Source organism: Streptomyces sp. NPDC001220 (assembly GCF_053597895.1).
The window spans coordinates 202,821-226,113 of record NZ_JBSFJE010000006.1; the positions used below are offsets into that span (position 1 = coordinate 202,821).

Genomic DNA, 23,293 nt, shown 5'->3' on the forward strand with positions numbered 1-23,293 from the left:
GTACCGAAGGTGGCGGAACAAGCACGGTGGACAAGGGCAAGGCTGGGCCGCTGCGGTCCGGCCCTCGACCTGCTGACGGCGCAGTTCGAACGCCACATCTACGCCCCGCACGCGCACGCGGAGTTCACGATCGGGGTGTGCGTGGGCGGCTCCGAGATCATCGACTACCGGGGCGGCCACATCCGCAACGGCCCCGGCGCGATCGTCGTACTGGCCCCCGGTGAGATGCACACCGGCGGCCCGGCCACCCCGACCGAGGGCTACGCCTACCGCGCCCTGTACGCGGAGTCGTCCCTGCTGGCGGAGGGCACCCTGGGCTCCGGCACACCGCACTTCCGCGAGCCGGTGCTGGACGACCCGGACCTGGCCGCGGCCCTCCGCCAGGCCCACACCGACCTGGCCACCTGCCCCGACCCACTGGAAGCGGAATCCCGCCTCCCCTGGCTGCTGACGGCTCTGTCCCGCCGCCACTCCACGGCCCGCCCGGCAGAGGACCACGTCCCCGGGGCGCAGGGGATATCCCTCCTCGTCCGGGACAGACTCGCCGACGAACTCACCGCCCCACCCTCACTCTCCGACCTGGCCGCCGACCTGGGCCTGTCCCGCTACCAGCTCCTCAGGGCCTTCCGTACGACGATGGGCGTCCCGCCGTACGCCTGGCTGGCCCAGTACCGGGTGACCCGGGCCCGCGCCCTCCTGGACTCGGGCCTGCGCCCGGCGGAGGTGGCGACCCTGGTGGGCTTCGCCGACCAGGCGCACCTCACCCGCTGGTTCCGCCGAGTACTGGGCGTGACCCCGGCGGCGTACCGCAACAGCGTTCAAGACGCGGGACGGCCCTGACGCCGATGCTCTGTACATGACTGCACGAGGCTGGTTCCTGTTCTCCCTCATGGGAGTGATCTGGGGCGTCCCCTATCTGATGATCAAGGTGGCGGTGGACGAGGTGTCCCCGTCGACGGTGGTGTTCGCGCGTTGTGCCGTGGGCGCCCTGCTCCTCCTCCCCCTGGCGATCCGCCAGGGCGGCCTGTGGCTGACCATCCGCACCCACTGGCGCCCGATGCTGGCCTTCGCCTGTATAGAGATCATGGGCCCCTGGTTCACGCTCACGGACGCCGAACGCCACCTGTCCAGCTCGACGGCGGGCCTGCTGATCGCGGGCGTACCGATCGTGGGCGTGGTCGCGGCGCGCTACTTCGGCGACACGGAACACCTGGGCGCACGCCGGATCGCGGGCCTCCTGATCGGCCTGGCCGGCGTGGGCGTCCTGACCGTCCCCCACCTGACCGGCGGCGACGCCCGCTCCCTCGGCGAGGTCCTGCTCACGGTGATCGGCTACGCGACGGCCCCCCTGATAGCGGCCCGCCGCCTGAAGGACGTCCCGACCCTGCAGCTCATAGCCCCCTGCCTGACCCTGGCCACGATCGTCTACGCCCCCGCGGCAGCAGCCACCTGGCCCACCTCGATGCCCTCCTCGGGCGCCCTCCTCTCCCTCCTGGCCCTGGGTGTCCTCTGCACGGCGGTCGCCTTCGTGGCCTTCCTGGAACTCATCAAGGAGATAGGCCCGACCCGCTCGACGGTGATCACGTACGTCAACCCGGCGGTGGCGGTGGCGGCGGGCGCGTTGTTCCTGAACGAGACCTTCACCGCGACGATCGCGGTCTCCTTCGCGCTGATCCTGGCAGGGTCGGTACTGGCGACGATGGCCTCGGCACCGAGGGGGCAGGCAGCCCCGGTGGTGGGGGCCTCGGCACCGAGGGAGCCGGCAGCCCCGGTGCTGGACGCCTCGGCACCGAGGGAGCCGGCAGCCCCGGTGCTGGACGCCTCGGCACCGAGGGAGCCGGCAGCCCCGGTGCTGGACGCCTCGGTACCGAAGGGGTCGGCCGACCCGGTGCCGGGCCGCCCCGCCCGACAGTGGCTCCGCCGCGGACCGGCCCCGGACCCCCGGCCGGAACGAGACGAAGCCGGCGCCCGGTAGCATGGTCCACACGGCAGACGAGCCGGGCGGACGGCCGCGTGGAGTCCCTTCAGGGGGCTTCCCGAGGAACGTCCGGGCTCCACAGGGCAGGGTGGTGGCTAACGGCCACCCGAGGCGACTCGCGGGACAGTGCCACAGAAAGCAAACCGCCGGGGACCTCGGTCCTCGGTAAGGGTGAAACGGTGGTGTAAGAGACCACCAGTGCCCAGGGCGACCTGGGCAGCTAGGTAAACCCCACCCGGAGCAAGGTCAAAAGGAAGCACCCCGGTGCTTCTGCGGGGACGTTCGAGGGCTGCCCGCCCGAGCCCCCGGGTAGACCGCACGAGGCCGGTGGCAACACCGGCCCTAGATGGATGGCCGTCACCCCGGCACCCGCGAGGGACCGGGGTACAGAACCCGGCGTATAGCCCGACTCGTCTGCCGCTGCCTGCGGCTTTTCCTTGAAAAGGGCCTCTGGTCTGCGTCGGAGGCCCTTTCCAACCTTGAGGGCGCCCGGATGGGCCGACTGTAGTCGGCTCCGTGTCTCGCGTCCGTCAGCCGCCCGTGAGTAGGCGCTCGCGCTCGGCCGCCACGATCTCCCGTGCCAGCTCGGCGTCCGTGATGTCGAACGCTTCCGGGGCGCTGTCGGCGGTTTCGGAGACGCGGGCAAACTCCGCGAAGAGTTGGTTCTTGCGCGCCAGGATCTCAATGATCCGCTGGTCGACGCCTTCTTCGGTGAGTAGGCGATGTACTTGCCGACGCCGCCTGCCACGATCTGCGCGACGAGGACTGCCCCGTGGCGGGCTTGGGAGAACTCATCAACCATGCTCTGTCGCTTCGCGGCGGTACATACTTCACCAACACCGCGCTGTCCACTGAGGAGATCACGCCGTTCCTCGCCGGCCTGCTGGAACTCCAACCGTGGCTGTCCCAATGGCACAACGAGTTCGACATGCTCTGCAGCGGCTCCCCGGCGGACTTCTTCGCCGGGTATCGCCAGCAGAAGCAGGGCGAGCACGGACTCACCGACGACGACCTCCGTGGCTGGCGTCCCCAGGCCGCAACCCGAGGCCGTCGCGCAGCCGTGAAGAAGTAGCCGTAATCGACTCGGTGTTGTGCCTGTACGCGGATACCGAGTCTGCCAGACGAGGGGCCGCTGGGTGCGTGTGCGGGTGGCCTCCGGCCGGTACGCGCAGCTCTGCCCATACGGTCTTGCCGGGGGCGGCCGGGCGAGGGGTGACTCCCCAGTCGTCGGCGAGCGCGGCGACGAGGTGAAGGCCGCGGCCGGACTCGGACAGGGAGCCGGGGGTCGGGGGAGTGGGCGAGGGCTGTTTCTCGGCGCGGGTGTCGGTCACCTCGATACGGAAGGTGTCCTCGGCCAAGGTGAGTTGGACGTGGAAGTCCCGGCCGGGGATGTGTCCGTGGCGTACGGCGTTGGCGGTGAGTTCGGCCGTGATGAGGGTGAGTGTCTCGTTGACCGGGGTCGTGTAGGGGTGGCCCCAGTCGTTGAGGCGGTGCGAGACGAGTCGGCGGGCCAGGCGAGCACCGCGTGGGGTTGAAGTGAAGCGCATGGTGAACGCGCGGTCGCGGGCGGGGTGCTGTGGCATATGACCGTTCGGGGGAGTTGCTGACTTCATGCCGTCAACGGTCGGGGACTGTGGGTAGCGTTGAACAGGAGTGACGCGCTGACCGGTACGGGCTGTACACCTGGGCGGTGCGCTTGTACGTGGTGTCGGGCGTGACCGGTTTCCGGGCCGTGCGTTGGCCGGGCGGAGTCCGCTGACCGTGATGGTCGTACGGGAGGAGCTGCGGCGTGGACGACGAGGTTCAGCAGTCGGAGCACGAGTTCGGCGCGGGCGTGCTGTGCGTCTTCGGGCGGCAGCTGAAGCTGTTCCGGGAACGGGCGGGGATTGATCGCGCGAAGCTCGGTTCGCTGACCGGGTACTCGGCCTCCACAATCGCGTCGTTCGAGCAGGGGAGACGTATTCCGCCGCCGAAGTTCATCGATCAGGCGGATGAGGTGCTGGATGCCGGTGGGGTGTTGAGCGCGAGCAAAGAGGAGGTGGCTCGGGCTCAGTATCCGGCGTTCTTTCGGGATGCGGCGCGGTTGGAGGCCAAGGCAGCAGCCCTGCACGTGTACGCAACGAAGGCGGTCCCAGGGCTGTTGCAGACGGAAGATTACGCACGAGCGGTGTTCTCCATGTGGCGGCCGCTGCTTGACGAGGAGACCATCAACCAGCGGGTCGTGGCTCGCCTGGCACGACAGGAGATCTTCTCCCGGGCCCCGATGCCCACCATCAGCTTTGTCATCGAGGAGTTCGTTCTGCGGCGACCGCTGGGCGGATGGGCCGTGATGCGAGGCCAGTTGGAGCAGATTCTGCTGCACGGGCACCGGCGCAACGTGGAGATCCAGGTGATGCCGATCGAGCGGGACGAACATGCTGGGTTGGAAGGACCATTCACCTTGATCGAGACGCACGAAGGGCAGAGGATCGCCTACGTGGAGGCGTACAAGGACAGTCGCCTCTACACCGAGCGGAGGCAGGTTCGGGAGATCGAGGAGCAGTACGGCATCCTTCGGGCCCAGGCGCTCACTCCGCGCGAGTCGCTGGCCCTCGTCGAGAAGTTGCTTGGAGAGAGATGAACGCCGAACAGCTCATAAAGCAGGTACATGAGACGGCCTGGTTCAAGAGCAGTTACAGCACGGGGTCGGGCGGCGAATGCCTTGAGGTAGCCACTCTCCCCGGCACAGTCCACGTCCGCGACTCAAAGGACACAACCCGCGCCGCCCTGGCCGTAGACGCCACGGCGTGGACCGCGTTCATCGAGTTCGCGGCACTCTGACAGAGGTAGGGCCCTCGGCAGGCGTGGGCGCTTGCCCAGGGGCCCTGCCTGTCGTCCGAACGGGCGTCAGATCGGAGACAGTGCGGCGGGCGTCTTTGTGATCGTGTGGTGGCCCATGCCCTACGGGGAGGCTCGCCCGCCTTTCCACGCCCTCCGCCAGCTACTCTCCGCAACCGGCACGGCGGTGTGCTCAACCTGCTGAGACCCGGCCGCCCCGTCTGTCAGGGCTCACCCCGATGTAGTACAGCTTTCAAGAGCGCATAAGCTTCACATAAGATCCATGCTCTTCGCTGTTTCGTCATTGCTCTCGGGGGAACGATCTTCGTGCTTCACCGGAAATGCTTCGGCGCGCTTGGCGCGGCTGCCCTGTCCGTGGCGCTCGTTGCCTGCAGCGACACCGCCACCCCCACGGCTGCAAAGCCTGTCGCGTCCCACAACTCCAACTCTGCCGCGTCCAGCCCCGCATCCCCCTCTCTGACTCCACAGGCAGCGCTCCTCACAAAGACCCAGCTCACATCAGCTCTGCTGTCGTTGTCGCAAATGCCTGCCGGCTGGTCCATCGATGGCGACTCCGGCTCAGGCGACAAGACGTTCTGTGACTACCGTCAGCCGCATAAGGCGCAGATTCAGGTCTCTCGCACCTTCCAAAAGGGCGGAGGGCTGACCGCCACGGTTGCAACTGTGGGCATTCGGCAGTACGCGAGCGCGAGCGATGCTGCCGAGTCGTTCACCGCAATGGAAAAGGCGCTCGAGTCATGTCACCAGGAGACCTACCAGGGGTCGGTGCTGAAGTACTCGCCGATGAGCGTGGACAAGCTTGGTGACCGGTCCCTTGGCGTACGCATCGACAGCGAGGGCGCCACGCTGCTCCAGCAGTTCACCCTCGACGGGCCCACGCTGGTCAACGTTGGCACCGGCGGCCTCGCGGACGCGGCAGCCGACACGGCCACCAAGCTTTTGCGTGACCAGGTCGACCGGTACGAGGCCGCAGCCCGCAAGTAGGACGGGCTGCGAGAGCGGCCCAGCCGGGGAGTTGGTAGTCCGACTGGCCGACGCAGACACACCTCTATCCTGACCAGCGATTTATCCTCCCGACAAGTCCCGTCGCGGACCCGATCGACATCGTGATCGGCGTCAGCGTGTAGTCCACCGCCACTCACATAACGAGGTCTCAACAGAGCTGAACAGTAGGGCCCTTGTGGTGCGGACCCACTGTAGGTTCCTGCCATGAAACAGGGTAAAGAGGTCGAGAACCCCGAGTCGCGTTTCTCCGCGGTGCTGTTGGCGGCAGCGAAGCTCCCTGGTGTGCGTGTTCACAGAGAGGCGTACCTCCGAAGCGCGTTGGCTCGCCACTGCTCCGAGGACGACATCCGAAGAGCGATAGAGGAGACCCCGGCCGCGGCGGGCATCAGCGTCGAGGTTCTCGACAAGGCGGCCAACGACTCCATCCGCTATGAAACCGCCAAGGTCAGTGCCCTCTCCGCCGCCGCCGGAATACCCGGCGTCCTCGCCCTTCCCGCCACTGTGCCCGCGGACATGGCCCAGTACTTCGGCCACATGGTGCGTATCGCGCAGAAGCTCGCCTACCTCTACAGCTGGCCCGATCTGTTCTCCGAGGACGGCGACGACCTCGATGACGCGACCATGGGAGTGCTCACGCTGTTCTTCGGCGTGATGTTCGGTACCCAGTCGGCGAACGCGGCCGTGGGGAAGGTCGCCGGGATGATGTCGAAGGAGGTCGCCAAGAAGCTGCCCCAGAGGGCGCTGACCCAGGGTGTCGTCTACCCAATAGTGAAAAAGGTCGCGGCATACCTCGGCGTCCAGATGACGAAGCAGTCGTTTGCGAAGACCGTCTCCAAGGCCATCCCTCTCGTAGGGGCCGCTGTCTCCGGCGGACTCACTTTCGCGACCTACCTTCCGATGGCCAAGAGGCTCAAGAAGCACCTCTCCAGCCTGCCACTGGCGGATCCGTCGCACCGGGCGTGGGACGGGGAAGTCGTGGACGGCGAGGTCGTGGAAGTCGTGGAAGACCAGGGGTCTTTCGCGACAGCGCACGCTGAACACCACGGCGCGGATGACACCGCCGACGAGCCGGAGAAGCCTCACTCCTCCTAGCGCTCACCTATGCCTATGGGAGGGCGCGGTGCGGTGCGAGCCTGTCAGCCCTCGCTGTCCGGGTCGGCGTCGGGCGACGGCGACACGGGCAGCGGCGGGGTTCCTGTCCGGCATGGGGATGAGCGGCCCGCCGGTGTGCCGGTGAGCGGGGTCATGAGCGCGTTCCTTTGCGGCAGCGGCGTTCGTCAGGCGGCTAGTGTGACGGCGTGCTCCGCACCCCGCCCGGCGAATGGCCTGGCAGGGGTGTCCGCCGCGGAGCTGAGTGGTGGCCTCAGTAGTGGTAGCGGGCCTTGAGGATCTTCACTTCCTTCTCGTCCACCCGGTACACGAGCCGGTGCTCGTCGTCGATCCGGCGTGACCAGTAGCCCGACAGGTCACCCTTCAGGGGTTCCGGCTTGCCGATGCCGGTGAAGGGAGTGCGCTGGATCTCGCCGATCAGCCGGGTGATCCTGCGGGCCATGGCGCGGTCCGAGCCGAGCCAGAACAGGAAGTCCTCCCACGCGGCCGGGTCGAAGTGGACGCTCCTCACCCGTCACCCGCCAGCTCTTCCAGCTCGGCCATGGTCCTGGTGACCACGACCTCGCCGGCCCTGTCCCGTGCGACGGCTTCCATGAGGCTGCGCGCGTTGGCCGGAGAGCGCAGCAGGTAGACGGTCTCCTGCCAGGAGTCGTAGTCCTCGGCGGACATCAGAACCGCGTCGCCGCTCTTGGAGCTGATACGCACGGGGGTGTGGTCGTCGTTGACGCGCTTGATGAGGGGGAAGAGGTCCTTGCGGGCCTCGCTGGCGCTTATGGTCATCTGGCGGTACCTCTTTCCTGATGGTACTCGAAAACGGTACCGCACTGGTACGTGATTCTGGTACGAGTCGCGGATGCTGTGAACCTCGCTCTGGACGGTTCGAGCGTGTGTGTGGGGGGGCCGCGCACCCCTGCCTCGCTTCAGACTCTCCCGCTCTGCATGTCAGTGCGAACCGAGAGAACCCGTCTGAGTGCCGGACTCCTGGGGCGGGGCAAGCGGGGCGATGTCCCGGTCGAAGAAGTCGTAGAAACACTCACCGCGCTCGTAGAGCGTGTCGAATCCGAGAGACGTCTCCCGGATCAGTGATCGCTCGGAGAAGCGGTTGGCGCCTGCCGCGTTACCGTCATCGTCGTAGACCACCTCGTACATGACCACGTCCCCGAGGATCACCACCTCCGGAACGGGGCGGTCCTTCTCGATGTCCGAGATCTTGCGGGCGTCGAGCACCTTGATGTCGTCGCCCAGGTCCACGCGCACTCGAAGCACGAAAAACTCCCACTGCACGTAGGGCGTGATCGGGAACTCTACGACCCGAAGACGGCGATGTGGGATGTCGAGCCGCGCCGCATTCCGGAGTTCCTGTGCGTAGTCGTCGCGTCTTTCGTCGGCGAGGGAAAACGCCCTCGTCCAGTCACCGGCTGACCGTCCGCGCCACCAGCGAGTCGCGGCGATCCGGTTGTTACGGGCGGCCGGAGTGTACGCCCAGGGCTGACGCGCGGCTCTGCCGTGCGGGCGTGAACTAGCAATCATTGAGAGGGAGTTCGATCGTAGGATGTGCCGCGAATGGTCCCCGCACCAGTAGAAGGACGTACACGACTCATGAGTGATCCTGTGACGGCGCCCGAGCCGGCTGAGCAGCAGAAGATCGATACGTCGGTGCCGCATTCCGCCCGGATCTGGAACTACTGGCTCGGCGGCAAGGACAACTACCCCGTCGACGAGCTGGCCGGTGACGCGTATACCGAGGTGTTTCCCGGGATTGTCACCATCGCTCGCAGCAGTCGGGGTTTTCTGCGGCGGAACATCGCGTATCTCGTCTCCGAGGCGGGTATCCGGCAGTTCCTGGATGTCGGTACCGGGCTTCCGACCGCGCAGAACACCCACGAGGTCGCCCAGGGGCTCGCTCCCGAGGCGCGGATCGTCTACGTCGACAACGATCCGTTGGTGCTCGCCCACGCCCGCGCCCTGCTGACCTCCACCGAGGAGGGTGCGACCGCCTACATCGACGCCAACGTGACGGAGCCGGATCGCATTCTCGAAGTCGCCGCCGAGACGCTGGACTTCGGGCGTCCCACCGCGCTCATCCTCAGCAACATCCTGGGGCACGTCGCCGACCTCGACCAGGCCCGTTCCATTGTCACCCGGCTGATGGGCGCTCTGCCCTCGGGCAGTTATCTCTCCATCAACGACGGGTCCCGTGGCGTCGACCCCGTGTTCGAGCAGGCCCAGGACGCCTACAACAAGAGCGGCGCCGTTCCGTACAACCTGCGCTCCATCGACGAGATCACCGCGTACTTCGACGGTCTGGAGCTCGTCGAGCCCGGTGTCGTCTCGGTGACGGAGTGGCGTCCGGAGCCCGGGGCGGGCGTCCCGGAGGTCGTCGCCGAGCACGGTGGGCTTGCGCGTAAGCCGTAGGGAAAGTCGTGGTGCGGTGCGGTCGGAACCGCCGGCACCGGGTCGGCCCAACCGGAGGCGGCGGCGCGCGCGGAGAGCGCTGAGGTCTCACGGGGCGCCTGGTGCCGGACGGGCCTCTGCGTCGCAATGGGCTGCTCCACTGCGCACAACCTTCCGGAACGCCGCCGGTCTGAAAAGACACACACCTGCGCGAGCTACCGGGGGTAGTCATGCGACGGATAGGTACTGCACTGGCCGCGATGATGCTGGCGGGCGGCGGTCTGCTGGCCGGGACGGTTCCGGCGGTGGCGGCGCCGACGGCCGCCGTGGACTGCTCCGTGACGTGGGGGAGTCTGGAGAAGAGCGGTGACTCTGGTGCCTCTCGGCGCCTGGCCGACGTGCGGGCCGGACAGCACGAGTGCTTCGACCGGCTGGTCTTCGATGCCCAGGGGACGGGGGCCGACCCGATCGGGTACACGGTTCGCTACGTCGACGTGCTGCACCAGGACCCGTCCGACGTCGTGGTTCCGATCAAGGGCGGAGCCATTCTGGAGATCTCGCTGTTCGCCCCGCGCTACGACCCGGCGACCGGACAGCCCTACCCGCCGCTTCCCGCCGTCGATGTCGCCGGGTACCGGACCTTCCGGGAGTTCAAAGTCACAGGTGGCTCCGAGGGCTACACCCAGGCCGGACTGGGCGTCCGCGCCCGACTGCCGTTCCGGGTCTTCCAGACGGCCAACCATCTCGTGGTGGACGTGGCTCACACCTGGTGATCCCGTATGGGCACCACTGTGTCGTATTTCGCGGTGATGCGGTGGTGTGGTGCGGTGCGGTGGCGCAGGCACGGGGCCGAGACCGGTGCGGGGTGCGGGGGTCGGGTGCCTGGTGCTCCGGCCTTCCGTGACGGGCGTTGGAAGGGGTGGCCGGGGAACCTGCCGGTGTGCGGCGGGAACAGTCTGTTCGGCCTGCGCTGTTGCAGCGGTCGAGGAAGCGGTGTCGCGAGGGCGATGAAAATCGGTGTGCTCGGTCGTCTTTCATTAGGGGGCGGGCGCTTGACCATGTACCCGCCGTGGACTCGGACCGAGGATTTTCCCAGCAGGAGGACTGTTTCATGAACGACCGGCCCTTGACGCTCATGGCCGTGCACGCCCATCCCGACGACGAGGCCACGAGTACGGGAGGCGTCCTCGCGCGGTATGCCGCGGAGGGCGTGCGCACGGTCCTCGTGACCTGTACCGACGGCGCTTGCGGTGACGGGCCGGGGGGTGTCAAACCGGGTGATCCCGGGCATGACCCGGCGGCCGTCGCCTCGATTCGGCGTCGGGAGCTGGAGGCCAGCTGCGAGATTTTGAAGATCAGTCACCTGGAGACGCTGGGCTACGGCGACTCCGGGATGATGGGCTGGCCGTCCAACGACGCCCCCGGGGCGTTCTGGCAGACGCCGGTCGAGGAGGGGGCCGCACGGCTCGCGGAGCTCATCCGGCACTACGAGCCCGATGTGGTCGTCACCTATGACGAGAACGGCTTCTACGGGCACCCCGACCACATCCAGGCCAACCGCATCACGATGGCGGCGCTGGCGATGACCGAGTCCGCGTCGAAGGTGTACTGGACGACGATGCCCCGCTCGGCGATGCAGCGGTTCGGGGAGGTCATGCGCGAGTTCGGTGAGGAGATGCCGGAGCCGGATCCCGCCGAGGCCGCCGCGCTGGCCGAGATCGGACTCCCCGACGAGGAGATCACCACCTGGGTGGACACCACCGGGTTCGGCGGCCAGAAGTTCGACTCGCTGGCCGCGCACGCCAGCCAGGGCGAGAACATCTTCTTCCTCAGGATGGGCCCGGAGAAGTTCACCGAGCTGATGGGCGTCGAGACCTTCGTCCGCGTCCAGGACACCACCGGCGCGGCCGTGCCCGAGAACGACCTGTTCGCCGGACTGCGCTGATCCGCCCTGACCGTCCCAGGTCAGCCCGCCGTACCGCCCGGCAGGGAGACGGTGAAGCAGGCGCCGCCCTCGGGCCCCTGGCCGCGAGCGGTGATGGTGCCGCCCAGCCGGGTGGTGAGGCGATGGGCGATGGCCAGGCCGAGGCCGCTGCCGACGGGGCGGATGTCCCGGTAGCGGTCGCGGAGCACGCCACGCTCGAAGGCGACCCCGGCGTCGTCGTCGGACAGGCCGGGGCCGCCGTCGCGGACCTGGATGACGGCGTGGCCGCCTTCGGCGCTCAGCGCCAGGACGAGGGGTCCGCCTTCCGGGGTGACGCGCAGGGCGTTCTCGAGCAGTCCGTCGGCGATCTGCCGTACGCGGAAGCCGTCCGTGTCGGCGAGGACCGGGGACTTCGGGCGCTCCAGGCGGAAGTCGACGTGGTGCCGTGCGCACAGCCGCGACCAGGTTTCCGCGGCCTCCTCGACCAGAGCGCCCAGGTCGGTGCGCTGGATGTCGAGGTGGAAGTCGTCCGCTTCGAGGCGGGCGAGCCGCAGCAGGTCGCTGACGAAACCGTCGAGTCGCCTGGTCTCGGTCAGCAGGGTGCGTCCGACCGCGGGCAGTTCCTCGGCAGGCACCACGCCGTCGTCGAGGGCCTCCGCGTAGCCCTTCACGACGGTCAGGGGGGTGCGGATCTCGTGGGAGATCGACAGCAGGAACTCCCGCTGGCGGTTCTCGCTGCGCGTCAGCGCCCGGTCGAGCACGGTCAGCGAGCTGCCCAGTTCGACCGCTTCCGCGGGTCCGCCCACCGGGCCGTGCAGACCGCGCTCGCCCGCGGCCAGCCGGTGCGCCACGGCCGCGGCCGAGGTCAGCGGCCGGGCGATACGGCGGGCCAGCAGTGCCCCGGCCAGTGCCGCGCCCACCAGTCCGGTGCCCATCGGCAGCAGCAGGCTGCGTTGCATACGGGAGGCGGCCTGCCGTACGTCGGTCATCGGCTGGGTGAGCACGACGGCGCCTCCCTCGTGCGCCGGGTGCGCTTCGACCATGACGTTCCTGCCGTTCAGCGTGGCAGTGGCGGACACGGGACGGCCGGACAGCAGCCGGTCGCGGTCGGCGTCGGCGAGCGCCGGGGCGGCCGGTCCGCCGACCTTGCCGTCCGGGGCGACGACGGCGAGCCGCACCCCGTTGGATCCGGCCAGCCGCTGCTCGTCCTCGCGGAGGAGGGAGGGGAGCGCCGGGACGCGGCTGAGGACCGCGGCCTGCTGGGCGAGCCGGCGGCGCTCCTCGGCCTCGGCACTCGAATGGGCCGTACGTCCGGCCACGAGCCCCGTCAGCATGACCGCGAGCGCGGCCACCAGTGTCGCCAGCAGGACGATGGCGCCGGCGAGCGAGCCGGGCAGCGGCCACCGGAGCCGGAGCCGGGGCCGGGGCCGGGGCCGGGGCCGGGGCTGGAGCCGGGGCCGGGGCCGGGGCTGGAGCTGGGGCTGAGGCCGGAGCTGGGGCTGGGGCTGGGGCTGGGGCTGGGGCTGGGGCTGGGGCTGGAGCTTGAGCCGGTGCCATGGTGCCCTGTGCATGCCGGGTTCCTCACGCCGGGCCGGCGCTGTAGCCGACCCCGCGAACCGTGCGGATGGGGCCGGCGTCACCGAGCTTGCCGCGCAGCTGGGAGACGTAGACGTCGACGACCCGGCCGTCGCGGTAGTCGGCGTACCCCCAGACGTGGGACAGCAGTTGCGCACGGGTGAAGACCTGGCCGGGCCGGCGCATCAGATAGGCGAGCAGGTTGAACTCGGTCGTGGTCAGGTCGACCGGCCTGCCCTCGTGGTGGACGGTCCGGCGGGCCGGATCGAGGGTGAGCGCGCCCAGCGTCAGCACCGGCTCGGCGGGCGGCCCCGCGGCCCGGCGCAGCACCGTCCTGATCCGGGCGACGAGCTCGCGCGGCGAGAACGGCTTGGTCAGGTAGTCGTCCGCACCGAGTTCCAGGCCGATGATCCGGTCCGCTTCCTCGTCCCGTGCGGTGACCATCACCACCGGCGTCCAGTCGCCGCCGTCCCGCAACAGTCGGCAGAACTCCACGCCGTCCAGGCCGGGGAGGGTGAGGTCGAGCACGATGGCCACCGGGCGGAGCCGCCGGGCCGCCGCCAGGCCGGCGCGGCCGTCGCTCTCCACGTGCACGCCGAACCCGTCCCTGGTCAGGTAGAGCCGCTGCAGGTCGGCGATGTGCGCCTCGTCCTCCACGATCAGGACGAGCCCCTTGTCCTGTGGCATGTGCACCGAGCGTAGCGGTCACGGCTCCCGCGCCCCGGCCGCGTGAGGTCCGGTCGGCCGATCCTTACGTTCCCCGAACAATCCGTGAACACCCCTCTCGTACGGCCCGTCCATGCTCGGCGGCGGCCGGGAAACGCCCGGTCCAACGGCTACCGAGGCAGAGAGAGCCGCCGTCCTGTCGGCTGCTGGGGCCGCGATCGCCGTCCCACCGGCTACCGAGGCTGAGAGAGCCGTCCCACCGGCTGGCGAGGCCGAGTGAGCCGTCTTCTGCGGCCTGTACGGCGGGGCCCGTCTCGATGCCGGACATGTGGAAGCCGAGTACGTGAAAGAGGAACGTCATGGCCAAGTTCATGCTGGGCAGGACACTCGTCGGAGTAGCCGCGCTGGGGCTCGCTCTCACCGCCTGTTCCACCGACGGCGAGACCAGGGCGTCCGGTACGGCCGACGCCCGGCCGAGCAGCTGCCCCACCACCCCTGCCCCGCAGGGAGGCCCGGGCCCGGGTGCAGGCGCCGGAGCCGGAGCAGGAGCCCCCTCGGGTATGCCCTCGGGCATGCCCTCCGGTGCGGCTGGTGGCGCGGGCGCCGGTGGCCAGCTTCCGGTGGCCTCGACCGTGGCCAAGCCCGACACCACCAACAGCACGGTGATCTCGGCCACGGGGGCGCAGATCGAATGCGGCAAAACCGACGTGGAGACGCACGACGACGTCGTGTACTCGACCCCCCGCACGAACGGGAAGAAGACCGAGCTGAAGCTGGACATCACCGTCCCGAAGACCGACGGCGAGAAGCCCCTGGTCGTCTACATCCCCGGCGGTGGCTTCCTGACGGCCCAGAAGGAACAGGGGCTGAACCGGCGGACCTACATCGCCGAACAGGACTACGTGGTCGCCAGCATCCACTACCGCACCACCACGGACGGGGCCGACTACGTCGACGGCCTCGCCGACGTGAAGTCCGCGATCCGCTACCTGCGCGCCCACGCCGACACGTACGGGATCGATCCCGATCAGGTGGCCGTGTGGGGTGACTCCGCCGGCGGCTACCTCGCCGCCATGGCCGGTACCACCGGCGGGGTCGAGAAGTTCGACGTCGGTGACGACCTCGACCAGAGCAGCGAGGTCCAGGCCGTCATCGACGACTTCGGACCGGCCGACCTTTCCAGGATCGGCGCGGACTTCGACGACAGGACGGAGCAGGCGAACGTCGCCGCCGGCAACATGACGGCCAAATGGGTCTACGGCCCCGACACGAAGAAGTCCGTCGCCGACTACACGGACGCGGTCAAGGCCGCCGACCCGGCCACGTACGCGGACGCCAACGACCCCGCCTTCCTCATCTACCACGGCGACCAGGACCGCCTTGTCTCGCCCAGCCAGACCCTCCGGCTGAACAACACGCTTCTGGCCAAGGGCGTCGACAGCACCCGCTACCTCGTCACGGGCGCCGGTCACGGCGACGGGGCCGTCGGGATGCCCGCCTCGATGACCAAGCCGTGGACCACCCGGAAGGTCGTCGACCAGCTGGTCGGCTTCCTCGACGATCACCTGCGCGACTGACCTGCTCGGAGACGATCACCGGGCCACCGACCCGCTCGGAGAGGAAGGCCCCCGGGCGCGCTCCGAGCGAGCGCCGCAGGCCCGCTGGAACTCTCAGGGAGCAGCCGCCCCGGCCGATCTCAGGGAGAAGCCGCCCGGCTGATCTCAGGGAGCAGCCGCCCGGCTGATCGTCGCCCTGATGTGCTTCATCAGCGGCTGGTCGCTCTGTTCGCTGTAGTCGCACAGGGCGATCAGGACGTTCATCTCCGGCATGTAGCCGGCCGCGCAGCCTCGGGGGAGGTCGTAAGGGATGGCCAGGTAGCCGTTGAGGGTACGGGTGGTGCCGTCCTTGGCCGTGCTGGTGATGTCGACCGGGTCGAACTCGGTGATGTCGCGTTCGCGCATGTCCGACGGGTTCATGAAGACGAGGGTGCGGAGGTTCCTGACGCCCCGGTAGCGGTCGTTGTCGGAGTAGATCGTGGTGTTCCACTGGTCGTGGGAGCGCATCGTGCCGAGGGCGAGGGTGCCCGGCGGGGGGACGACGTCCGGCAGGGGTGCCGAGGAGAACTCGGCGCGGGCCGACGGGGTGCGGAAGACCAGTTCGCGGGCCGGCTGGCGGATGCGGAAGCCCAGGGGGAGGCGGACCCGGCGGTTGAAGTCCTCGAAGCCGTCCAGGACTTGGGCCATGGTGTCGCGGACGCGGTCGTAGTCCTCGACGTACCACGCCCAGGGCGTGCCGCTGTCGGGGAGTGCCGCCCGGGCGATACCGGCGATGACGGCGGGCTCGGAGAGGAGGTGCGAGGAGGCGGGCTTCTTCATGCCCACCGACAGGTGCACCATGCTCATCGAGTCCTCCACCGAGGTGCTCTGGAATCCGTTGCGCTGGTGGTCCTTCTCGGTGCGGCCCAGGCACGGGAGGATGAGGGCCTGCCGGCCGTGGACCAGGTGGCTGCGGTTGAGTTTCGTGCTGACCTGGACGGTGAGGTCGCAGGAGCGCAGGGCCTCGTACGTGGCCCGGGTGTCGGGCGCGGCCAGGGCGAAGTTGCCGCCCATGCCGACGAACACCTTGACGTCACCGCGCAGCATCGCCTCGATGGTGCCGACGGTGTCGAGGCCGTGCTCCCGGGGCGGCGTGATACCGCAGACCTCGGCCAGGCGGTCCAGGAAAGCCGGTGCGGGCCGGTGGTCGATGCCGCAGGTGCGGTTGCCCTGGACGTTGCTGTGCCCGCGCACGGGCGAGGGACCGGCGCCCTCCCGCCCGAGGTTGCCACGCAGCAACAGCACATTGACGATCTCCCGTACCGTGTCCACGCCGTGCTCGTGCTGGCTCACGCCCAGGCACCAGCTGACGATGGAACGGTCGGCCTCCCGGTAGATCCGGGCGGCGTGCAGGATGTCGGCGCGGCTGATGCCGGACTGGCGCTCGATCTCCTCCCACGGCGTGGCCTCGCACAGCTTGCGGTACTCCTCGAAGCCCGTGGTGTAGCGGTCGATGAACTCCCGGTCCACTGCCTTGGGGTCGCTCGCGGACTGGTCCAGGACCGCCTTCGCGATGCCTCGCATCAGGGCCATGTCGCCGCCCACGCGCACCTGGAGGTTGAGGGTGCCGGTGCGGGTCGCGTGGAAGGCCGCCATGTCCACGAAGTCGTGCGGGATGATCGTGCGCCGTGACGCCGCCTCGATCAGCGGATTGACGTGCACGATCTGCGCGCCGCGCTGGAACGCCTCGGCCAGGGCGGTCAGCATCCGGGGCGCGTTCGACGCCGCGTTCACCCCCATGATGAACAGGGCGTCCGTGACCCCCCAGTCCTTGAGGTCGACGGTCCCCTTGCCGGTGCCGAGCGAGGCGGTGAGGGCGCGACCGCTCGCCTCGTGGCACATGTTGGAGCAGTCCGGCAGGTTGTTGGTGCCCAGTTCGCGGGCCAGGAGCTGGTAGAGGAAGGTGGCCTCGTTGCCGAGCCGGCCCGAGGTGTAGAACGACGCCTGGTTCGGGTCGGCCAGCTCCCGCAGCGCACCGCCGACCAGCTTGAAGGCGTCACGCCAGCTGATCGGCACGTAGTGGTCCGACTCGGCGTCGTACACCATCGGCTCGGTCAGCCGGCCCTGGTCCTCCAGCGCGAAATCGCTCCACTCGGACAGTTCGGCGACGGAGTGCGCGGCGAAGAACTCACGTCCGACGCGCTTGTGGGTCATCTCCCAGGTGACGTGCTTGACCCCGTTCTCGCAGAGGTCGAGCCGCAGGCCCTTCGTGTCGTCGGGCCACGCACAGCCGGGGCAGTCGAAGCCGCCGTTCTCGTGGTTCATCTTCATGATCGCCCGGGGGCCGTCCACGAGCGCCCGCTCCCGCAGGAGGAACTTCGAGACGCTCTTGGCGGCGCCCCAGCCGGCGGCCGGGTGATGGTACGGGTGGAAGAACGGCTCCCCCTCCGGCCTCGGCCCCACCTCCGGCTCGATCTGCTCCCCCGCGCCCTGCCGCAGCCGCTTCTGCTCGTCGTGGGAGGTGCTCACGGCTCTCGCCCTTCGCCGTCGAGAGTGCACGTCGCCGGAGTCAGCGGCGCCCTTTTTGTCATGCTAGGCACGCCGATCGGGCGACGCGAGGCGAGGAGGAGGCGGGGGAGGAGGCGAGGAGGAGGCGGGGGAGGAGGCGAGGGAAGGGCTGGGCAGGGCGCCCCCGGTCAGGACACCGAGGTCGGGAAACCCCGGTCCTGAGACCCCTGTCAGGACACCGAGGTCAGAAACCCCGGCCCTGACACCCCGGTCCTGACACCCCGGTCCTGGCACCCCTGTCAGGACACCCCGGTCCCTCCCGCCACGCACCGCTCGTACGCCGCCACCAGCTCCTCCACCCCCAGTACCGGCCCGTCCGGGTCCTTCGCCGCGTCGTCCCAGCGGCGCACGGACACGGCGTCCTCGGCCATCGGGTGGGCGGCGAAGGCGGCGGTCTCCGCCTCGTCCATCGGGCCGCCCTGGACCTTGAGGGACGCTATGGACGCCGGGCTGAGCAGGGCCCGGTACGCGGGGTCCGTGGCCACCAGGTAGCGCTTGGCCGGGACGTGCTGGGCGATGATCCAGGCCGCGCGTTCGCTCAGGTGCCGGCGGGCCCACTCGGCGCCCGCCAGTTCGTGCGGCAGGCCCGGGTGCTCGGCCCGCACCTGCTTCGCCCTGCCGATGTCGTGCAGCGCGGCGGCGACCACCAGTTCGTCGTCGGCGCCCGCCGCCACCGCGAGGTGGGCGGCCTGGAGGGCGTGGGTGCGCTGGTCGACCGGCTCCCCGCCGTAGGGGAGGCCCGCGAGCCCCTCGATCAGTTCGGCCAGTCGGTCACTCGTGAGCGTGTTCATGATTTCTCCCTGTCGAAAGCCCTGCGCGAAGCCGTGTCGGAAGCCCTGCGCGAAGCTGTGTCGGGCCGGTCCCTGCTCTCCGGGTACCTGGCCGTACTCGCATCAGGAACGGTGTCCGTCCCACTCGTCCGGACAACTTGCCGTCGGCCAACGGCCCCGACCCGGAAAGTGAACAGTCCGGACAGCCGTAGCGCGTTCCTTAGGCTCCCGATGCCTTCGGCGGGGCGGCCGGCATCCCGTCGCGCATGATGGGACCCCGCGTCCGCACGCCCTCCTCAGGAGCCCCGCCATGCCCGACACCGCCGGTGGACATGACCAGTTGACCGCTCGTCTCGCCGGCCACACCCAGGCCTTCGAGAAGCTCTTCGCGGAGTACTTCGACTCCCTGGGCGGTGCCCTCGACACCCCCTCGTTCAGCAGGTTCACCCCGGAGTGCCTGGACCTGCTGAGGGAGCTGTCCCTGCGCGGCGGCAAGCGGATCCGTGTGGTCATCCTCAACGAGGCGGCCCGACTGGTGACGGACGGGCCGGTGCCGGGACTGGAGCACGCGGCCCTGAGCCTCGAACTGCTGCACAGCCACGGCCTGATCCACGACGACCTCATCGACGACAGCCCCACCCGCCGAGGCGGTCCCTCCACCTACTACGCCTACCGCGAGCGGTTTCCCGGCCGCCCCAGGACCGCGCTCGGCCTCACCGTGCTCGCGGGCGACCTCGCGCTGGCCCTGTCCCTGCGGGTCCTCCTCGACACGGAGGCCGCGCCGCCGGTACGGCAGGCCATGATCGAGGCGCAGACCAGGGCGGCGGCGGAGACGTTCCTCGGCCAGATCGTCGACCTGGAGCGCGATGTCACCGGCGGACTCCCGGACGTCGAGGTCATCGACCAGGTGGCGGACTACAAGTCGGCCCGCTACTCGCTGCTCGCCCCCCTGCGGCTGGGACTCCTCGCCGCCGGCGCCCAACCGGAGCGCCACGACCGGGAGTTGCGCCGCTACGCACGCCTGGTGGGGATCTGCGCGCAGATGCGGGACGACTATCTGGACCTGTTCGGGGACGGCGAGGTGATGGGCAAGCCGACGGGGACCGACATCCGTGACGGGAAGCGCAGCTATGTGGTGGCCGCGCTGCTGTCGTCGCTCGAGGGCCTGGACGGTCTCACCGGCCTCGACGGCCTCACCGGCCTCACCGGCCTCGACGGCCTCACCGGCCTCGACGGCCTCGCCCGGTCGGAGCGGGCCGTGCTGGAGACGGCGCTCGGCGACCCCGCCTGCACCGCCGGGACGATCGACACGATCCGGGAGATCGCCGAGGCGCGCGGGGTGGCCGGCCGGCTACGGGCGCGGATGCGTGATCACGCCGAGCAGGCCGCCCTGGTGGCCGAGGGCTGGCGGCCGCGCTGGCGGAGCGAGGCGGTCGCCTTCTTCGAGCTGCTGCCGCACTGGAGCGTCGACCGCTCCCACTGAACCCTCCCGCCCGCTCACCCGCTCACTCACGACGCCCACGCGCCTGGAACCGGTACGGCAGGGCCGTACCGGTTCTAGTCCGGTGCCTCCGGCCGGTCGGCCGGCTCCTTGACGTGGCCCTCGCGGAGCTGCTCGGCCGCCCAGTGGGCCCACTCCTGTTCCAGGACGCGCTGGCGCAGCCCGTGCTCCAGGACGAGCCGGCCGCACTCGGTCAGCGCGTCGCGGTCCCACTCCTCCGAATCCCGCAGCGCCAGCAGGTCGTCGTACTCCTTCGCGGCGGTGTCCGCGTGCCGCAGGAGCCGCTCCACGGCCTCCTCGCGCGGCAGGAGTCCCAGGAAGAACGTCTGCAGCAGCATCGGGTTGCGCTGCGGCCGGTGCTCCTCCGTCTCGGCCAGCCAGCGCCGCGCCTCCGCGTGCCCCGTGGGGGTGAGTGAGTACTGCTTGCGGCCCCGCGGGCCCTCGTCGGTGACCTGGATCAGGCCGGTGGCGTCGAGCTTGGTCAGCTCGCCGTAGATCTGGCTCTGCTTGGCCGGCCAGACGTAGCCGAGCGAGGTGTTGAACATCTTCAGCAGGTCGTAGCCGCTGCCGGGGCGGAACACAAGCAGACCCAAGAGGGCGTGACGAAGACTCATGCCCGCACCTTAACCCTTCTCCCTCCAGTACTGACAGGTCGAACTCCCACGTTCCGGTGTTGACATGTTGGTTACGGAGCTTCTACGTTCCACCTGTCAAAATTGGAACCTCGCCGCGCTCGCCATGGCCCGGGATCCGGAAAAGGGGACGAGATGCTTCTGGAGGCCGCGGAGGCCGTGTGTGTGCAGGACGCGGTGCTGACGCGGGCGGCCCAGTCCGGGGAGGTCGCCGCGCTGGGGGCGCTGCTGGAGCGGCACCGGGCGGGGATGCGGGCGGTGGCGCTGAGCCTGCTGGGGGCGGGCACGGACGTCGACGACGTGCTGCAGGACGCGGCGCTCACCGCGCTGCTGCGGATCGGGGACGTGCGCGATCCGGCGGCGGTGGGCGCCTGGCTGCGGATGATCGTGCGCAACGGCAGCCGGTCCGTGCTGCGGCACTCCGCCCTGGTCCGGCCGGTCGAGGAAGTGCCCCTGCCGGTACCGGACGCCGGCCCGGAGCAGTGGCTGGAGCGCACCGCCGTGCGGGACTGGATATGGGCGGCCATGGAGGAGCTGTCCCCGGCCCTGCGCATGCCGCTGGTGCTGCGCTACCTCACCGCGGAGGGCGCCTCCTACGAGCAGCTCGCCCTCGCCTGCGGGATACCGGTGGGCACCGTACGCAGCCGGCTCAGCCGGGGGCGGGCCGAGTTGGCGGCGGCCTTGGCCGCGACCGCGGACGTCGCGCACGGTGACGCGAGGCAGCGGGTCCGCGCCAGCCGCGTCGAGGCCCGCCGGATGCTCGACGCCGCCCGGGAACGGGCAGCCGCCGTTCCCACGCCGGTCTCCCGACGGCTCACGCGGTCCGCTGCGGGGCCGCCAGGCCGATGAGCACGCCGCGCCGACCCGCCCGGGAGGTGACGTGCTGTTCCGGGCGGCGTTGGAAACACCGGCTCACGCCGCGCGGTCACCAGGCCCTGGGCAGTCGCCGCCCGGCCCTGCCCCGTGGCCGCCGCCTCAGCCGCTGACGAGGCCCACGACGAGGCCACGACGAGGCCTCAGCCGCTGACGAGGCCCACGACGAGGCCTCAGCCGCTGACGAGGCCCACGACGAGATTGATGGCGGTGGCGAGAATGCCGGTGCCGAAGACGTAGGACAGCAGGGTGTGGCGCAGCACGATCGCCCGGATCGCCGAACTCGACACATCGGTGTCGGACACCTGGTAGGTCATGCCGAGGTTGTAGCTGAAGTAGAAGAAGTCGCGGTACGCCGGAGGGGCGTCCGAATTGAAGTCGATCCCGCCCGCCGAGTCGTAGTACACGTAGGCGTACCGGGCGGCGTACATCAGATGCAGCGCGGCCCAGGCCGTGAAGACGCCGCACAGGGCGATGGCCGCCGCCACGTGGCCGGGGTCGGACCTGCCGCGCAGGAGCAGCAGCACGATGGCGGCCAGCGCGCACAGGGCCACCGCGACCACCACGAGTTCCTCGGTCCCGGGACGGAAGTCCTCACGCCGCGCATTGCGGTGGGTGGCGGTGGCGTCCATCGGCCACAGCACCGCCCAGCCCGCCAGGACGAAGCACAGTTCCGTCGTGGCGATCGCGGCCAGTGCGCCCAGTGCTCCGTCGGTGGCCAGCGCCACGGCCACGCCGACCACCGCTCCGACGACCGCCGCGATGACGAGGCGGGGCACGGCGTCCAGGGGCAGGGAGCGTCTCATGCGTCATCACGCTAGTGGCGTCGCCGCCGGTCAGCGCGTTCTACGGCGTCTGGTCGGCACGGCGGGGCGCGGTGCCGTCCGCTTGGCGGACCGCGTCGAGCGCACAGTGGTCGCGAGGCCTGCCCGGGGCAGGGGTCACGCCGTCGTTCCGAGGTCCAGGTCGTCCAGTACGGTGACCAGCCGGCCTCGGGCGTCGGCGGGCAGGCCGCGGAGCGGGAGCGGCAGGTTGGGCTCGGTGGTGAGGCCCAGGTGCGCGGCGGCCGCCGACATCACGCGCAGGCCGCCGTACCGGCGGGTGAGTTCCCAGAGAGGTTCCAGGCGTTCGGAGCGGGTGGTGGCCTGCTCGGTGTCGCCGGCCTGGGCGGCGCGGGTGAGGGCGAGGGCGGTTCGTGGGAACAGGCCGCCGAGCACCGAGTACCACGCCTCGCAACCGGCGTTCAGACCACCGGCCGCCGCCCAGTCACCGCTCACGCCGATGCTCACCGTCCCGGGGAGCCGTGCCCGCAGTGCCGTCACGCGCTGCTCCGCCGCGGCCGGGTCGTCCGGCACCGGCGGGATCTTGACGGCGGCGACGTTCGGCAACTCGGCGATACGGCCGTGGAGTTCGTCGGTGAAGTCGACGTGGGTGGTGCGGGGGTTGTCGTACACGCACAGCGGCACGGACAGTTCGCGGGTGACGTCCTCGTACAGGCCGAACACCTCGTCGTCGGTGAGCGGCTGATACGTCATCGGGGCGAGCAGGACCGCGGACGCGCCCGCCCTCTGGGCGTCCTCGGCGTGGGCGAGGACCTGCGAGGTCCGCAGGGCGCCGATACCGACCATGACCGGCACACCGTCGGCGGCCCCGACCGCGAGCGCCGTCACGCGGGCGCGCTGCTCGCGGGTGAGGTAGGCGTAGCCGCCGGTGGAGCCCAGGGCCCCGATGGAGTCGACGCCGGCGGCGGCGAGGCGGGAGACGAGGGTGCGGAAGGCGTTCTCGTCGATGCCGTCCTCGCTGGTCGGGGTGAGGGGGAAGGCGCTGAGGCCGCGGAACATGGAGAACTCCTCGGAGCAGTACGAGTGATGACTCACGCGGCGGCCTGCGGGAGCGCCGTCCACCGCGGGTGCGGCGATGCGCG

At 70.0% G+C, this 23,293-nt stretch carries 23 protein-coding genes, 1 other RNA gene and 1 pseudogene; 14 read left to right on the plus strand and 11 right to left on the minus strand.

What is annotated here, in order from left to right; genetic code table 11:
- The first annotated feature begins 9 nt into the window (after positions 1-9).
- The 4 genes and pseudogenes from ACWDGI_RS16710 to ACWDGI_RS16725 form a co-directional block, all read left to right on the plus strand.
- Positions 10-840, plus strand: a complete 831-nt coding sequence (locus ACWDGI_RS16710) for a helix-turn-helix domain-containing protein (RefSeq protein WP_450759621.1) — start codon at positions 10-12, stop codon at positions 838-840.
- A gap of 16 nt (positions 841-856) precedes the next feature.
- A complete protein-coding gene (locus ACWDGI_RS16715) occupies positions 857-1,975 on the plus strand; it encodes an EamA family transporter (protein WP_450759623.1) in 1,119 nt (372 codons plus the stop codon).
- A gap of 18 nt (positions 1,976-1,993) precedes the next feature.
- An RNA gene (gene rnpB, locus ACWDGI_RS16720) (RNase P RNA component class A) lies at positions 1,994-2,395 on the plus strand.
- 406 nt (positions 2,396-2,801) lie between these two features.
- A pseudogene (locus ACWDGI_RS16725) lies at positions 2,802-3,050 on the plus strand (DUF7008 domain-containing protein); the annotation flags it as partial.
- Here the strand turns inward: ACWDGI_RS16725 and ACWDGI_RS16730 are convergent.
- The gene (locus ACWDGI_RS16730; protein WP_450759625.1) at positions 2,977-3,591 is read right to left on the minus strand and encodes an ATP-binding protein; all 615 of its coding nucleotides are present in this window, start codon (positions 3,589-3,591) and stop codon (positions 2,977-2,979) included. The pseudogene ACWDGI_RS16725 and the gene ACWDGI_RS16730 overlap by 74 nt on opposite strands.
- A gap of 176 nt (positions 3,592-3,767) precedes the next feature.
- Here ACWDGI_RS16730 and ACWDGI_RS16735 point away from each other — a divergent pair, with 176 nt between their 5' ends.
- The 4 genes from ACWDGI_RS16735 to ACWDGI_RS16750 all read left to right on the plus strand — a co-directional run bounded on the left by ACWDGI_RS16735 (position 3,768) and on the right by ACWDGI_RS16750 (position 6,913).
- Entirely contained in the window at positions 3,768-4,598 is an 831-nt protein-coding gene (locus tag ACWDGI_RS16735) for a helix-turn-helix domain-containing protein (protein WP_450759627.1), read from the plus strand.
- Positions 4,595-4,798 (plus strand): DUF397 domain-containing protein, encoded by a 204-nt coding sequence (locus ACWDGI_RS16740; protein ID WP_450759629.1) that lies wholly within the window; start codon positions 4,595-4,597, stop codon positions 4,796-4,798. The genes ACWDGI_RS16735 and ACWDGI_RS16740 overlap by 4 nt, the downstream gene beginning before the upstream one ends.
- Before the next feature lie 540 nt (positions 4,799-5,338).
- Positions 5,339-5,800 carry a hypothetical protein gene (locus tag ACWDGI_RS16745; RefSeq protein ID WP_450759631.1) on the plus strand — a complete coding sequence of 154 codons (462 nt, stop codon included), beginning with the start codon at positions 5,339-5,341 and terminating at the stop codon, positions 5,798-5,800.
- 225 nt (positions 5,801-6,025) lie between these two features.
- Positions 6,026-6,913 carry a hypothetical protein gene (locus tag ACWDGI_RS16750; RefSeq protein WP_450759633.1) on the plus strand — a complete coding sequence of 296 codons (888 nt, stop codon included), beginning with the start codon at positions 6,026-6,028 and terminating at the stop codon, positions 6,911-6,913.
- 271 nt (positions 6,914-7,184) lie between these two features.
- Here ACWDGI_RS16750 and ACWDGI_RS16755 read toward each other — a convergent pair whose 3' ends face one another.
- The 3 genes from ACWDGI_RS16755 to ACWDGI_RS16765 form a co-directional block, all read right to left on the minus strand.
- Positions 7,185-7,442 carry a Txe/YoeB family addiction module toxin gene (locus tag ACWDGI_RS16755; protein ID WP_093503681.1) on the minus strand — a complete coding sequence of 86 codons (258 nt, stop codon included), beginning with the start codon at positions 7,440-7,442 and terminating at the stop codon, positions 7,185-7,187.
- Entirely contained in the window at positions 7,439-7,711 is a 273-nt protein-coding gene (locus ACWDGI_RS16760) for a type II toxin-antitoxin system Phd/YefM family antitoxin (RefSeq protein ID WP_450759635.1), read from the minus strand. The genes ACWDGI_RS16755 and ACWDGI_RS16760 overlap by 4 nt, the downstream gene beginning before the upstream one ends.
- Before the next feature lie 162 nt (positions 7,712-7,873).
- The gene (locus ACWDGI_RS16765; RefSeq protein WP_450759637.1) at positions 7,874-8,596 is read right to left on the minus strand and encodes a DUF6879 family protein; all 723 of its coding nucleotides are present in this window, start codon (positions 8,594-8,596) and stop codon (positions 7,874-7,876) included.
- On the opposite strand from ACWDGI_RS16765, the gene ACWDGI_RS16770 reads away from it, so the two are divergent.
- The 3 genes from ACWDGI_RS16770 (at position 8,531) to ACWDGI_RS16780 (ending at position 11,270) form a co-directional block, all read left to right on the plus strand.
- Complete coding sequence (locus ACWDGI_RS16770; RefSeq protein WP_450759639.1) at positions 8,531-9,346, plus strand: SAM-dependent methyltransferase; 816 nt, start codon at positions 8,531-8,533, stop codon at positions 9,344-9,346. The two genes, ACWDGI_RS16765 and ACWDGI_RS16770, sit on opposite strands and share 66 nt — an antisense overlap.
- 209 nt (positions 9,347-9,555) lie before the next feature.
- The gene (locus tag ACWDGI_RS16775) at positions 9,556-10,098 is read left to right on the plus strand and encodes an AMIN-like domain-containing (lipo)protein (protein ID WP_450759641.1); all 543 of its coding nucleotides are present in this window, start codon (positions 9,556-9,558) and stop codon (positions 10,096-10,098) included.
- A gap of 338 nt (positions 10,099-10,436) precedes the next feature.
- The gene (locus ACWDGI_RS16780; protein WP_450759643.1) at positions 10,437-11,270 is read left to right on the plus strand and encodes a PIG-L family deacetylase; all 834 of its coding nucleotides are present in this window, start codon (positions 10,437-10,439) and stop codon (positions 11,268-11,270) included.
- A gap of 20 nt (positions 11,271-11,290) precedes the next feature.
- Here ACWDGI_RS16780 and ACWDGI_RS16785 read toward each other — a convergent pair whose 3' ends face one another.
- Positions 11,291-12,820: a sensor histidine kinase gene (locus ACWDGI_RS16785; RefSeq protein WP_450759645.1), complete on the minus strand. Its 1,530-nt coding sequence runs from the start codon at positions 12,818-12,820 to the stop codon at positions 11,291-11,293.
- A gap of 10 nt (positions 12,821-12,830) precedes the next feature.
- Positions 12,831-13,511: a response regulator transcription factor gene (locus ACWDGI_RS16790; RefSeq protein WP_450759647.1), complete on the minus strand. Its 681-nt coding sequence runs from the start codon at positions 13,509-13,511 to the stop codon at positions 12,831-12,833.
- Between the two features lie 338 nt (positions 13,512-13,849).
- On the opposite strand from ACWDGI_RS16790, the gene ACWDGI_RS16795 reads away from it, so the two are divergent.
- Positions 13,850-15,067: a prolyl oligopeptidase family serine peptidase gene (locus ACWDGI_RS16795; protein ID WP_450759649.1), complete on the plus strand. Its 1,218-nt coding sequence runs from the start codon at positions 13,850-13,852 to the stop codon at positions 15,065-15,067.
- 144 nt (positions 15,068-15,211) lie between these two features.
- Here the strand turns inward: ACWDGI_RS16795 and ACWDGI_RS16800 are convergent, their stop codons facing one another.
- The gene (locus tag ACWDGI_RS16800) at positions 15,212-17,554 is read right to left on the minus strand and encodes an FdhF/YdeP family oxidoreductase (RefSeq protein WP_450759651.1); all 2,343 of its coding nucleotides are present in this window, start codon (positions 17,552-17,554) and stop codon (positions 15,212-15,214) included.
- Positions 17,555-17,832: 278 nt separating this feature from the next.
- Positions 17,833-18,384, minus strand: coding sequence for an HD domain-containing protein (locus ACWDGI_RS16805; RefSeq protein WP_450759653.1), 552 nt, complete (start codon positions 18,382-18,384; stop codon positions 17,833-17,835).
- 289 nt (positions 18,385-18,673) lie between these two features.
- Here ACWDGI_RS16805 and ACWDGI_RS16810 point away from each other — a divergent pair, with 289 nt between their 5' ends.
- The gene (locus tag ACWDGI_RS16810; RefSeq protein ID WP_450759655.1) at positions 18,674-19,846 is read left to right on the plus strand and encodes a polyprenyl synthetase family protein; all 1,173 of its coding nucleotides are present in this window, start codon (positions 18,674-18,676) and stop codon (positions 19,844-19,846) included.
- A gap of 74 nt (positions 19,847-19,920) precedes the next feature.
- Here the strand turns inward: ACWDGI_RS16810 and ACWDGI_RS16815 are convergent, their stop codons facing one another.
- Positions 19,921-20,478, minus strand: coding sequence for a PadR family transcriptional regulator (locus tag ACWDGI_RS16815; RefSeq protein WP_450759657.1), 558 nt, complete (start codon positions 20,476-20,478; stop codon positions 19,921-19,923).
- A gap of 153 nt (positions 20,479-20,631) precedes the next feature.
- On the opposite strand from ACWDGI_RS16815, the gene ACWDGI_RS16820 reads away from it, so the two are divergent.
- Positions 20,632-21,345 carry an RNA polymerase sigma factor gene (locus tag ACWDGI_RS16820; RefSeq protein ID WP_450759659.1) on the plus strand — a complete coding sequence of 238 codons (714 nt, stop codon included), beginning with the start codon at positions 20,632-20,634 and terminating at the stop codon, positions 21,343-21,345.
- Between the two features lie 197 nt (positions 21,346-21,542).
- Here the strand turns inward: ACWDGI_RS16820 and ACWDGI_RS16825 are convergent, their stop codons facing one another.
- Together ACWDGI_RS16825 and ACWDGI_RS16830 are read right to left on the minus strand one after the other, a co-directional pair.
- Complete coding sequence (locus ACWDGI_RS16825) at positions 21,543-22,175, minus strand: DUF1345 domain-containing protein (RefSeq protein WP_450759661.1); 633 nt, start codon at positions 22,173-22,175, stop codon at positions 21,543-21,545.
- Between the two features lie 135 nt (positions 22,176-22,310).
- A complete protein-coding gene (locus ACWDGI_RS16830) occupies positions 22,311-23,210 on the minus strand; it encodes a dihydrodipicolinate synthase family protein (protein WP_450759662.1) in 900 nt (299 codons plus the stop codon).
- Positions 23,211-23,293: the final 83 nt, after the last annotated feature.

Coding starts and splice junctions, on each gene's coding strand:
- ACWDGI_RS16775 (WP_450759641.1), top strand. CDS start 9,556: ATGCGACGGATAGGTACTGCACTGGCCGCGATGATGCTGGCGGGCGGC.
- ACWDGI_RS16740 (WP_450759629.1), top strand. CDS start 4,595: ATGAACGCCGAACAGCTCATAAAGCAGGTACATGAGACGGCCTGGTTC.
- ACWDGI_RS16825 (WP_450759661.1), bottom strand. CDS start 22,175: ATGAGACGCTCCCTGCCCCTGGACGCCGTGCCCCGCCTCGTCATCGCG.
- ACWDGI_RS16830 (WP_450759662.1), bottom strand. CDS start 23,210: ATGTTCCGCGGCCTCAGCGCCTTCCCCCTCACCCCGACCAGCGAGGAC.
- ACWDGI_RS16730 (WP_450759625.1), bottom strand. CDS start 3,591: ATGAAGTCAGCAACTCCCCCGAACGGTCATATGCCACAGCACCCCGCC.
- ACWDGI_RS16805 (WP_450759653.1), bottom strand. CDS start 18,384: ATGAACACGCTCACGAGTGACCGACTGGCCGAACTGATCGAGGGGCTC.
- ACWDGI_RS16780 (WP_450759643.1), top strand. CDS start 10,437: ATGAACGACCGGCCCTTGACGCTCATGGCCGTGCACGCCCATCCCGAC.
- ACWDGI_RS16815 (WP_450759657.1), bottom strand. CDS start 20,478: ATGAGTCTTCGTCACGCCCTCTTGGGTCTGCTTGTGTTCCGCCCCGGC.
- ACWDGI_RS16770 (WP_450759639.1), top strand. CDS start 8,531: ATGAGTGATCCTGTGACGGCGCCCGAGCCGGCTGAGCAGCAGAAGATC.
- ACWDGI_RS16745 (WP_450759631.1), top strand. CDS start 5,339: ATGCCTGCCGGCTGGTCCATCGATGGCGACTCCGGCTCAGGCGACAAG.
- ACWDGI_RS16790 (WP_450759647.1), bottom strand. CDS start 13,511: ATGCCACAGGACAAGGGGCTCGTCCTGATCGTGGAGGACGAGGCGCAC.
- ACWDGI_RS16760 (WP_450759635.1), bottom strand. CDS start 7,711: ATGACCATAAGCGCCAGCGAGGCCCGCAAGGACCTCTTCCCCCTCATC.
- ACWDGI_RS16785 (WP_450759645.1), bottom strand. CDS start 12,820: ATGCACAGGGCACCATGGCACCGGCTCAAGCTCCAGCCCCAGCCCCAG.
- ACWDGI_RS16820 (WP_450759659.1), top strand. CDS start 20,632: ATGCTTCTGGAGGCCGCGGAGGCCGTGTGTGTGCAGGACGCGGTGCTG.
- ACWDGI_RS16765 (WP_450759637.1), bottom strand. CDS start 8,596: ATGCGGCACCGACGTATCGATCTTCTGCTGCTCAGCCGGCTCGGGCGC.
- ACWDGI_RS16750 (WP_450759633.1), top strand. CDS start 6,026: ATGAAACAGGGTAAAGAGGTCGAGAACCCCGAGTCGCGTTTCTCCGCG.
- ACWDGI_RS16715 (WP_450759623.1), top strand. CDS start 857: ATGACTGCACGAGGCTGGTTCCTGTTCTCCCTCATGGGAGTGATCTGG.
- ACWDGI_RS16810 (WP_450759655.1), top strand. CDS start 18,674: ATGCCCGACACCGCCGGTGGACATGACCAGTTGACCGCTCGTCTCGCC.
- ACWDGI_RS16795 (WP_450759649.1), top strand. CDS start 13,850: ATGGCCAAGTTCATGCTGGGCAGGACACTCGTCGGAGTAGCCGCGCTG.